Source organism: Actinoplanes sp. NPDC020271, from assembly GCF_044388125.1.
In the GTDB taxonomy this organism is placed as follows: domain Bacteria; phylum Actinomycetota; class Actinomycetes; order Mycobacteriales; family Micromonosporaceae; genus Actinoplanes.
In genome coordinates this window covers 26,108-36,277 of the sequence record NZ_JBIRWQ010000049.1, presented here as the reverse complement: position 1 = coordinate 36,277, position 10,170 = coordinate 26,108, and the positions used below count along the sequence as shown (strand labels likewise).

Genomic DNA, 10,170 nt, shown 5'->3' with positions numbered 1-10,170 from the left:
ACATAGGACCTTCGACAAGCCCTATTTTCCCTGATCAGAAGGCACTTCTGCGTTTCCGGCCCACTCCTTGGACAGCCCTTAACGAAGGGCCGAGGTTAGGCACCGGGAGTACGACGCCGCCCTGCTTGACGGCTTCGACTATGACATCGGGGCGACGCTGCTGCGCAGTGCCAACGCAGCCAACGAGTTGGAGCTGTTGAACGTTCTGCGTGAGTGGCAGCTCGGCCCGCACCGGTTTGAGTACGCCTGGGACACCGCTGACCCCCGGTAGCTCGGCAACATCGTCTGGGTCATCGTGCGCGGATCGCGGCATGTGAGTGCGCCGGCCGGCTTCGGCGCCGTCGGGGAAAAGGGTTCCGCGGTTTCTTTTGACGGATCGACGCGTCGTTACCGGCATGAATGGTGGATTAGTTCATCGTTCGTCACTTTCCGCCGCATCGGAGAACGCGCCGAGACGTAGCCGCGCTGCAACGTGGCCTGTAAACCACGCGAAGAAGTCACTGTTCAGGCCACGGCCCGTGCGGACCGCGGCGCGCCAATTCGGCCGGTCGAGTACGGCGAGGTATTGCTGCACGATGTGGTCCCGCTGCTCGGTAGTGCAGCCGCTGCGGTTCGCAGGCTTGGCCGTCAGATAGTCGGCGATGATCGCGGCATCGACGTATCGGGTCGCTGTCGGCGGTTGCTGGGCGAGGTGGGCAGCATGCGCGGCCAGTACGGCAGGTGCCGGTGGGTAGTCCTCGAGAGTCATGCCTATGCCACCGCAGCCGGCCATGATCTTCAGTAGTCGGCCGGTGTGATCGAGCAGGTCGTCGTCCACGTCGCTGCTAGTAACTGCCTGGTGCAGGTGCGCCGTGGTGGCAACCTCGCCGGCAAAGTAGCCGTTGAGGTAGTCGCCGTCGCAGGCATGACGCAGAAGCCATGCCCGGGCAGTGACGGCACCTTGTCGGCACAGAGCCTCGACGACGTAGACCCGGCCCCAGCCAGCGACGCGATCGGCGAGCCATATCAGCGCTTCTGCACCTCCGCGGCGGCGCCGCAACGCCTCCGCGGCCAACGGCCCGAAATGGTCCGACAACAGTCCGATGGTTTGGATCAGCGGGACGTCTTCCTCAGCCCAATCGGCGGCCAGCAGCGCGAGCCCGACCGTGGCGGCATTGCGATCGCTGCTGTGCCGCACCAACCATCGACCGGTCTGCCGCATGCGCTGCCGATCGGCGCGCAGCGCCGCGGCAACGATGTGGTCGTTGCGCTGAATCGGGACGTAGACCTCGCGAAGGGCGTCGACAAGTTCACTCGCCGGCGCGTCGGGCTGGCTGAAGTGTTTGTCGAGGATGACAGCGACATCGGCCCCATAGAGGCGTCTATCCTTCGCCCGCCGGTATGACGCCCGCGAGCGGTGGCTGTCTTCGTCCGGATACGGCTTAACGTCGCGAGGCAGCGCACCGTTGGGGTGTTGCTGATGGAGACGCAGAGCGTGTTCGAACAGGGCGATCTGGGTTCCGAGCAGTCCAGGCTCGGGTGTCACGCTCACCGGCGGAGGGAGGACTCGATTCTTTCGATCATGACCGCGATAGTCCCACCCCAAGCGCCTGTCAGCAAGCGCCAGCGCTGACCATCTCGCACCGATGTCCGGACGATATTGGCAACCGACATGACATCTGCTGACCGGAGAGCACGCCCGCCTCGCGGCATGAGAGTCGAACGCGGCCGGGGCGGAGTCAACGGCGTCCGTCCGAATGAACTGGGCGCTCGAACCAGGTGGAACTGATGCGCCGACCGTGTTTGATCGCATAGTCGGTGAAGGTGCCCACAACCGTGAAATGCCGCGAGAGGTGGAGCGCCACGGACGCGTCATTGGGGAGTGCCACGGCAGCTACGACGTGGTGAGCCTCGGTATCGGCCAGTTCCGCCAACAGCGTGTCGTAGAGCCTGCCGCCGAGTCCCCGGCCGATGGCCGCAGGAGCGAGGTAGATGCTGGTCTCCACCGTATGGCGAAAGGCCGGATGCGCCCGGTACGGGCTACTGGTGGCATATCCGACCGGCCGCTCGTCGTCGACAGCCACCATCAGCCGATGGGGCCCGGTAGTCGCGTACGTTGTCCACCAGGCTCGGCGGTCAGCGAGGTCGACCTCGGCTTCGTCGAAGGTCGCATAACCAGTTCGGACGTGATGGTTGTAGATCTCCGTCAAGACCGGCAGATCGTCTTCGCGGCCCGCACGCACGTCAGTGACCATCCGGGCATTCTGCATGATCACGTATAGCTCGCCGCTTCGACTGCGTTGGGCCGTGTCTGACGGGGTCCACCTGCGCCGGCCCCCAGGGAAGGGTGTGCCGGGCACGGCTACTCGGCACCGCCCCGGATCGCGGCAGAAGAGGATGTTGGGCGCCCGATTACGATGCCGGCCATGGGGACGTACGCGTCGATCCGCGGCTGGCTTGAGATTGATTTCAAACAACGCGCCACAGCCGAGCAGATCATCGAACTGAACCGGCATGAGCTGTACTCGGGTGGATGGGCGTTTCCGTCAGCGCCGTTCAACTGGTCGCTGTACCTGTTCTATGGCGGTGACATCCGGCAGGGTGAGCTCTCATGGCTGCGGGGTCAGGTCGAGCAACTCGCCGAAATGCCAACTGTTGACGAGGATAACGACCGGCCCCGGGGGCTGTTCGTTGTGACGGCCGAAGAGCACGATGGTGCCCAGATGTGGCAAGTCCGTGAGGCTACCGTCACGGAGCTGCATGCCCCAGGCCTGTCCTGGCTCGGCGAGTGAGCCTCAAGAGTGGGTGGCGTTGCCACTGACGCCGCGGCCATCGGCAATTCCAGAGGCCGGCCAAGTCCGCAGGCTGACCACCCGGCACGATCGACGCACCCGTTCAGCGGCTCAACGAGCACACCGCGTAACGCCCCACGCAGCCCGACGCGCACGGACGGCGGCAGAAGAGGATGTTCAGGGCTAGGGTCCTGACACTCCCTGAGAGCTGCACGGCGGGGCCGGGGTCTTCGTCGTTGGGAACTCGCCTGCTTTCAGACTGAATGACACAGCAAGGTCGTGGCGCGGCCTAGTGATCCAAGCCTCGCCATGGGACAAGTCATCTGGGTGTTCTCCACCGCACCAGACACCGCTCGGACCTCCTCCCGGTGGAACGATTCCGCAGTCTCTGAGGAGCCGGGCTGCCATAGCCCCAGGCCAACTCTCGCCGTGACCGGTATGGACTATGGAGAGCATGGATCCGAGAGTCCGAGACCGGGCCTGCGCCGAAATCCTTCGGGTGATCGAAGTGTTTGCCGCCTTCGGTACGGCTGTAGCCTGCGCTTGCGGCCAAGTACTCGCTGCCGCCGCCCGTCAATGGCGCCTGTACCTGTTCATAACGTGCGCAATTTTGTTGGCTGTAGCGACAGTGACGTTGCGGTGGGAAGATGCCGGGCAGCCAGCCGTTAGCTCAAACGCCTTGGACCACAACCAGCTAGGAGTCTTCACCAACATAAATGACAGGGTCGTTCTTGCGACCGACCGGTCGGCAGAAAGCCGGCGACTCGGCATTGAACCGCCGGAATACCGATTCGCCGCCGTGATCAAGCCCGGCACGCGGGCCTATGGCCAGTACAGGCTGGTGCGCCTTAACAACCCGGGACTGTGGAGGCTGTCCATCGACCGGCCGCTCACCATCCTGTTCACGCTGCCACATGATGCCGAGCTGGCAGACTGGTCCCGCCGCGGCGTTACGGTGGATCCGCCCATGGCTCATTCCTGCGCCTCGTGGTGGACTGGAAAGGAGCGGGCCGAGGCTAGTGCCGAGTTGCGCCGCGATGCCTTCGGCCACACCATGGTGACCTGTACGGTTCCTGCCGTCGGCGATGTCGGGGACCTAGATATCGACGTCCAGTTCACATGGCCGGATACCCTGCGGCGCTCGGCTGGTCTTGCCCGCAACTCCAGTGCGATCCAGGTGGCGCGCAGCCCAGCCATTCCCAACGACGGAGGTGCAGCCGTACAAGGGCTGTTCGCAGCCGACAAAATTGACGTCCAGATGCAAATCGGAACCGAGGAACGACTCGCTGACGCCTTTCCGCAACCTGTGGGTGGGACCCACAATGAGCGCACGTGGTCCTTCGAAATCGGCGGCGACCTCGATTATACAATTGAGAGACCCCGCGAGCGGATTTGGCTGCAACCCACGATCGACGGCTGCCTACTTCTGTCTGGAGCGATGTTTGGCATCGCCCCAGCCGCCTGGCGCGGCAGAAGAAGAACACGAAGCTTGGCGGCGGATGCAGACTAATGACAATTCCATTCGTTGGTGGCCTCAGCCGGTAAGAACGAGTGGCGAGACGCATCCTGCTAGTTACTTCATTGCACTCTCTTCGGCATGAGCGTGCGCACGTTCGACCCGATCGGTGTAACTCGGCGTGACGGCGTCGCTTCTGGCGATCTGGGACAATGGTTGCTGTTGGCGTCAGTCTGGCGTTGCCGGCGTGTCTTGCGGCAAGGTTTGCTCGCGCACCACATCGGCCCAGGTCTCGTGTAGAGGTGGCCAGTTAGAGCCGGGCTGTAGGGTGCTGTCCGGAAGTCGGCCTCGATCACTGACGAACCGCTCGGCAGACACGATTGTGAGGGTACGACAGCGTTGCAGCATCCCACTAGGTAACTACTTGCGCCGCGGTGGGCCGCGTCCTACTGGTCAGGACCAGTCAGCGTCTTCGCGTGTGGGGACTCTTTGTTCTGCGGGCCTGACTCATTCGCGTCGCACAGTCGGTTCGCCTGCGCCTGGGTCCTGGCTACGGCAGTGACGAACTGCACGAACATGCCGAAGTGCGGCGGGGCGACTGCAGCAACGACTGCGGAGCAGCGGTGAACGCCTGGCCTTGCGCGTTGCCGTGCAAGGCGACATCGCGGCGTACGTTTCGTCTATGGAGTCGCATGGGCGGTGGGGAAGCAGCTGAAATCCACTCCGGTTTGGTGTGTCCAGCCAGTTCAGAGGCCATTGGGCACGACCACACCGTCGTGGTGACTCGCAGGGCAACATGGCGCTCCGGCGAGATCAGCCGGGCAGCGCCGCGGGTGGTAGCTGCGGCGCTGCGGTTCGGGTGCTGGTGCCCGCACGCGTCACCAATCCCAGGACGGTAACGCGTCGATGCGGTCGGCATCCGCGTCGAGCAGGATGTACTCGGCGCCGAACCGGTGCCCTTACTGCCAGAGTTGCCACACCTGGGCGGGCACGGTGTCGGAAAATTCGGCGATGTGCTGGGCGAGGTTGCCGGGCACGGTCAGTAGCCAGCCCCAGCCGGTGAAGTGCGCACTGACACCACGGTAGGTGTTGAGCCGGTCGCAGACGGGCTGGGGCAGGTGGTGCGTCGACAGGTCGATGACGTTCATGATTCGCGGGCCGCCGGTCTTTCGGCTCAGCTCGGTGCGGGCCCGGTGCAGCCAGTGATGCAACTCCGGTTCGGTGCCGGTGACCTGAATGCCGTCCTCTGCGTTGCTGGCAGTGATCGAGTAGACGCAGTCCGGTTCCGGCTTGGCAACGTTTTTGCCGACCATGAATGTCGTCGGTGGATCGGACACGACAACTTCATTGACGGCCTGCCCCCGCCTTGTGCTGCTGGACATGAGTGTCTCTTCCTCACGATGGTGTAGGAATTCATCGGGTGGTCGGTTCATCGGCTGAGGAACGCAGGGTCGGTCTGCGGCGTCTGGCCGGGTCCAGGTGGTCTGCTGGGTGCCGGCACCGCGTCGAGGCCGAGCCTGCTGCGTTCGAGCGCCAGCAGAGCTCGAGCGGGGGCATGCCAGCCGTCGTCGCCGAGTGGCGCCGGTGTGCGGCCTTCGGCTAGGGCGCGCAGGGCGGGAACGTGTTCGGCGTAGGCGCCGCCGATCGCCTGCAGCTCGGCGCAGGCTCGCAGGGTCGCCTCGCGCATTTTTTTGGTCCACGGCCCGTCCGACTGACCCCACTGCTCGCGGGGGCGGTGATGCAACGGGCCTTCGCACAGGTGGTAGCCGAGCCAGACGACCGGCGGATGCAGGCCGGCGGCTTCGGCGAGCAGGGCGACCTTGTCGTAGTCCCAGGCACGGCCGCCGCGTTGCTGCCGGTACCCGATCGTCTTCGGGCGGGTCAGGGTGTGCCAATAGTCGAGGTGGACCCCGGTGGAGGCGACCATGTCCTTCTCGCTGGTGAACCTGCCGGCGGTCAGGGCCTGCGGGAGTTGGTCGTTGAGCAGGTGCGCGAGTTCGCGTCGCACGGCTGGCACGGCGGGGTCGTCGGCGGCGGCCGTTCTGCGTTGTCGTGGTGCTGGCGCCGGGCTGGGGTCGACGGCGAGTTCGGGCAGGGCGGTTCCGTCGGCGAGGTAGCCCAGTAGCAGTGCGCCGAAGTCGCACAGCATGGTCTCGAAGCCGCGGGTGCGGTCGGTGTAGTCCGGGATCGGCAGCCATCGGCCGCCGCCGCGGTGGGCGACTCGGTGCGCGGCCTCGTGCAGCAGGACGTGCAGCGTGCGGGGCCGTTGGGTCAGTATGCTGCGGTGAATTGCGATGTCGCCGGTAACCGGGCTGTAGAAGCCATCCGAGCACGGGGATGTTTCGCTTTTGGAGTACACCCGGATCCGGTCGATCGCGAACGGGCCGATGGCCCGGCAGATCAGCTGACGTGCGCCGGTGAGCACCGCCCGCTCGTCTGCGGTCAGTGACTTGTCAGCGACCCAGGTGGTTTTGCCGCTGGTGCGTTCGTAGTGGTGTACCTGCCGGGTGCGGGCCAGTTCGACACCGAGCCGGTCCATGAGCGCGAACAGCAGGTGGTGGGGCAGGCCGGCGGCGGTGACCTCGGTGTAGCCCTTGTCGATCAGGTCGAGCTTGGCTTCCTCGTTGCCGCTGATGGTGAAGAAGCTGCGCTCGGGCAGATGCGCGCGCCCCCACGCCCGCCAGGCTGCTTTCGCCCGCGGGCTACGGCCGCTCATGTGGCAGAAAAACTGCTCCGGTTCGCGCAGCTTTCCGCCGTCAAGCACGTGGCGGGCGAACCGGTCGACGACGCCAGGATCTTCGCTGACGGCAAGGATGGTTTGCACGCTGTCGCGCAGAGCGCCGGCTTCGATGACGGTCCGGTCGCGGTTCTGTAGGCCCTTGCTGTCCAGCGGCAGGTCGTAGGAGACCAGCAGGCCGGGCATGCGGGTGACCAGTACGCCGCCGATCCAGATGCGTCCCGGTTCGCCGTCCAGGATGCACGCTCCGGGTGTCTGCGGCGGCTGGTAGTCGGGTTCGGCCAGGGCCCGGAACCGGCTGATGGCCTGCGCAGCGAGTTGTTCGGTGCAGGCGATGGTGAAGACGGTGCCGGTGGTGCGGTTGTTGCGGTGCAGCCGGTAGACCAGCATTTCGGCGCCTTGCTGCGAGCGGGACGGGACGAGGCCGTTGAGCAGCCGGCGCCGTTCGACGTGTGGGGTGAATCCGTAGCCGACCGTCTCGCAGCGGACCTCGCCGACCTCGTCGCTGCGGGCCAGGACGAGGCACGCCAGTTTCTTGCCTTCGCCGAACTGACCGATCTGTGAATGATCTTTGGTCGAGTGCCCGAGGACGAGTCCTTCCTCGGCGATGCCGGGACCGTTGTCGCTGATGGTCAGCACCCCGTCGGTCCAGGCCACGGACGCGGCCTTGTCCTCGTCGAGAGCGTTGGCTATCAGCTCACACAGTGCGCGAACCGGCGTCCACGACTTCACGTAGTCGGGAGAGATCGGATAGGCGAGGGTGTCTGTGGTGGTCGCCGCATGCCCTGGTGTGGGGTCTGCTGCGCGTGGGTGTTGTTCGGTAGCGGGGGAGTCCACGGTGAATCTCCTGCGGTGCTGGTGATGGTGAGCGAGGTCGGTGATCCACGGCACTGGCGTGCGGCGCCGGGTGGCATGCCGGGCTATGCGGAAGGGGACATGGATGCGCGGGCCTGCGACAGCAGGCGACAGGCCGGCGGCGCCTTCGCCGCATAGCCGCCCGGTGTTCCGGTGGCGCTGATGGCCGTCAGAACACCGGGCGTTGCGGGGCGCTACGGGATCAGGCGCTGCGGGTCGAAGTCCTCCGGCAGTGGCCAGGGCAGTGTGGCCGGGTTGATCGGTGAGTCGAGCAAGACGCCGATCAGGTTCGACAACGTGTTGTCCGGCATCGCAGCTGCGGCTTTATCCAAGGCGGTGCGGGCCAGTGCTGGCTCGCCGCGCCGCCACGATGTCCAGGCGAGCAGGTTCGCCGGTGTCGCCGCGTACTGTTCGGGGACCCGGCGGGTCAGGTCCAGCCACAGCTGGCCCTGCCATGCGGTGCCGGTCGTGGCTTCCCAGGCTGCGGTGCGTCCGTGTGTGGTGGTCAGCGCCACCGCCAGGCGCGCGGCCTGCTCGTCGCTGAGCGGTGTGCCGGCTTCCGCGCTGGTCATGCTGGAGCGGACCACACTCACCGGATCCGGCAGCAGGTTCGGCAGCCCGGCGATGAGCTTTGCGGTGCGGGCCTGGGCTTCGGGATCGGCGGCTGCGAGGGCTTCGACATCCTCGCGGGACGGCAGCGCGACAAGGCCCTGCAACGTCATCTCGGCAGCTATGACGCTTGCGGAGATGTCGAGAACGGCACCATCGGCGGGGGTGCAGGGGCACCCTTGGTTCAGGCAGTAGTACCGGTTGCCGTTCACCAGCAGACAGGCCTGGACCGGTACGGCGGTGTGCAGCCGTTCAGCGATCTGGCTGAGCAGGTCCCGGTCGTTCATCGGCCCGTAGCCGATGATGAACGCCGTGGTGGCATCCGCGCTGATGGCGGTGGCGATGCTCTTCTCCACGATCAGCAGGACAGATGTCTGCCGGTTGGTGCTGAACGCGCACTTGACGCGTCCGTCCTTGGTGACGAACACGGCCACGACGCAGTCGCGGGGGTGGTACCCCAGCAGATAAGGAATGGTGGCCAACAGGTCGGCAGGACCGCGCGCGGTCACCGGCGCCGATTCGGGCATGGGTCACTCCTGGGCATCGCAACGGGTGCGACCCGGCTGGTGAAGTCCCCGAGGGTGTACCGCGATCAGGGGAGGCCACCGATCGCGGTACACCGGTCCGAGGCGGGCGCCGGGCCGCGCTGACCCGGGCCGCGTACCGGCCCTGACGGCTCACGGCAGGCCAGGGCCCAGCCCGGCACCTCACCAGCGACGACGCCACACCCGACGAACTGCTGTGACGGTGAGATGACGGGCGCCGTGCCCTTGCCGGCCGGGGACGGGGCCGGTACAAGCGGATCAGGGCAGCGACGGCCACAGCGCCAGCTTCGACCACGGTCTATCCGCGACGCTGGGCGATCTCGGCGAGAACGTCGTCGACGGAAGTGACGACCCGCACCGCCGGGTTGGTGCGCAGCAACTCGTGGCAGCCCTTCGACATCTGCGAGGTCACCGGGCCCGGCACGACCATCGCCGGCCGGCTGAGAGCGAGCGCCCGGTTCATCGCCTGCAATGACCCGCTGCGGGGTGCCGCTTCGACCAGCACCGTCCCGGCCATAGCCGCGAGGACCCTGTTGCGCAGCAGGAAACGATGCCGGATCGGTTCCGCTCCGGGCGGCCATTCACTGATAAGCAGGCCACATGCGGCGATCTGGTCGAACATTGCGGAGTTCCCGGCAGGGTAGGGCCGGTCCATGCCGCCGGCGAGCACCACGGCGGTACTGCCACCGGCTGCCAGCGCTCCCCGATGAGCAGCCGCCTCCACCCCGTAGCTGCCACCGGAAACAACCGTCCACCGGCTGTTGGCCAGGCCGTAGGCGAGATCGCCGCTGACATGAGCGCCGTAGGTGGTCGCGGCCCGCGCTCCTACGATCGACACCGCCTGCGCGAACGCCTCGTTGACCAGCCGGTCGCCGCGGACCCACAGACACAATGGTGGCCGGATGCTGTTGCTGGCCGTTCCGGGCGCGCCGGGGTTGACCAGGGCCAGGTCGTTGACCGCAGCCGGCCATTCGCGGTCGGTGGGGACGATCAGTCGTGCTCCGATGCTCTCGGCGCGGCGTAACGCGATCTCGGCGTGGCGCAGCGGATCCCCGGTGGTGAGGCGGGCCATCGCCGCGTCGCGCAATGCGGGGTCGGCGACGTCACCGGTCAGCACCTGGCGCAGGGCTGTGGGCGCGCCGTGCTGCTCGACCATGGCCCAAATCGTTTGGTTGCCGGGCTCCGCCAGCCACGTGA

Annotated in this window: 8 protein-coding genes; 2 read left to right on the top strand and 6 right to left on the bottom strand. The window is 66.3% G+C overall.

Going from position 1 to position 10,170, the window contains the following annotated elements; translation table 11 throughout:
• Positions 1-412 precede the first annotated feature (412 nt).
• Positions 413-1,531 carry a hypothetical protein gene (locus ACH442_RS46330; RefSeq protein WP_396344599.1) on the bottom strand — a complete coding sequence of 373 codons (1,119 nt, stop codon included), beginning with the start codon at positions 1,529-1,531 and terminating at the stop codon, positions 413-415.
• A 187-nt stretch (positions 1,532-1,718) separates the two neighbouring features.
• Entirely contained in the window at positions 1,719-2,234 is a 516-nt protein-coding gene (locus ACH442_RS46325; protein WP_396344598.1) for a GNAT family N-acetyltransferase, read from the bottom strand.
• 171 nt (positions 2,235-2,405) lie between these two features.
• On the opposite strand from ACH442_RS46325, the gene ACH442_RS46320 reads away from it, so the two are divergent.
• Both ACH442_RS46320 and ACH442_RS46315 read left to right on the top strand, forming a co-directional pair.
• Complete coding sequence (locus tag ACH442_RS46320; RefSeq protein WP_396344596.1) at positions 2,406-2,771, top strand: hypothetical protein; 366 nt, start codon at positions 2,406-2,408, stop codon at positions 2,769-2,771.
• Between the two features lie 454 nt (positions 2,772-3,225).
• On the top strand, positions 3,226-4,281 hold the full coding sequence (locus ACH442_RS46315) for a hypothetical protein (RefSeq protein WP_396344595.1): 1,056 nt from the start codon (positions 3,226-3,228) through the stop codon (positions 4,279-4,281).
• A 905-nt stretch (positions 4,282-5,186) separates the two neighbouring features.
• On the opposite strand, the gene ACH442_RS46310 is transcribed toward ACH442_RS46315, so the two are convergent.
• The 4 genes from ACH442_RS46310 to ACH442_RS46295 all read right to left on the bottom strand — a co-directional run bounded on the left by ACH442_RS46310 (position 5,187) and on the right by ACH442_RS46295 (position 10,129).
• Positions 5,187-5,609, bottom strand: coding sequence for a hypothetical protein (locus tag ACH442_RS46310; RefSeq protein WP_396344594.1), 423 nt, complete (start codon positions 5,607-5,609; stop codon positions 5,187-5,189).
• A gap of 47 nt (positions 5,610-5,656) precedes the next feature.
• Positions 5,657-7,801, bottom strand: coding sequence for a hypothetical protein (locus ACH442_RS46305; protein WP_396344593.1), 2,145 nt, complete (start codon positions 7,799-7,801; stop codon positions 5,657-5,659).
• Between the two features lie 212 nt (positions 7,802-8,013).
• Positions 8,014-8,955, bottom strand: a complete 942-nt coding sequence (locus ACH442_RS46300) for a DUF4192 domain-containing protein (protein WP_396344592.1) — start codon at positions 8,953-8,955, stop codon at positions 8,014-8,016.
• A gap of 316 nt (positions 8,956-9,271) precedes the next feature.
• Entirely contained in the window at positions 9,272-10,129 is an 858-nt protein-coding gene (locus tag ACH442_RS46295) for a DNA-processing protein DprA (RefSeq protein ID WP_396344591.1), read from the bottom strand.
• Positions 10,130-10,170 lie beyond the last annotated feature (41 nt).

Bases quoted from the DNA above. Each gene is read 5' to 3' on its own strand.
- ACH442_RS46325 (WP_396344598.1), bottom strand. From the start codon at position 2,234: ATGGTCACTGACGTGCGTGCGGGCCGCGAAGACGATCTGCCGGTCTTG.
- ACH442_RS46320 (WP_396344596.1), top strand. From the start codon at position 2,406: ATGGGGACGTACGCGTCGATCCGCGGCTGGCTTGAGATTGATTTCAAA.
- ACH442_RS46315 (WP_396344595.1), top strand. From the start codon at position 3,226: ATGGATCCGAGAGTCCGAGACCGGGCCTGCGCCGAAATCCTTCGGGTG.
- ACH442_RS46310 (WP_396344594.1), bottom strand. From the start codon at position 5,609: ATGTCCAGCAGCACAAGGCGGGGGCAGGCCGTCAATGAAGTTGTCGTG.
- ACH442_RS46300 (WP_396344592.1), bottom strand. From the start codon at position 8,955: ATGCCCGAATCGGCGCCGGTGACCGCGCGCGGTCCTGCCGACCTGTTG.
- ACH442_RS46295 (WP_396344591.1), bottom strand. From the start codon at position 10,129: ATGGTCGAGCAGCACGGCGCGCCCACAGCCCTGCGCCAGGTGCTGACC.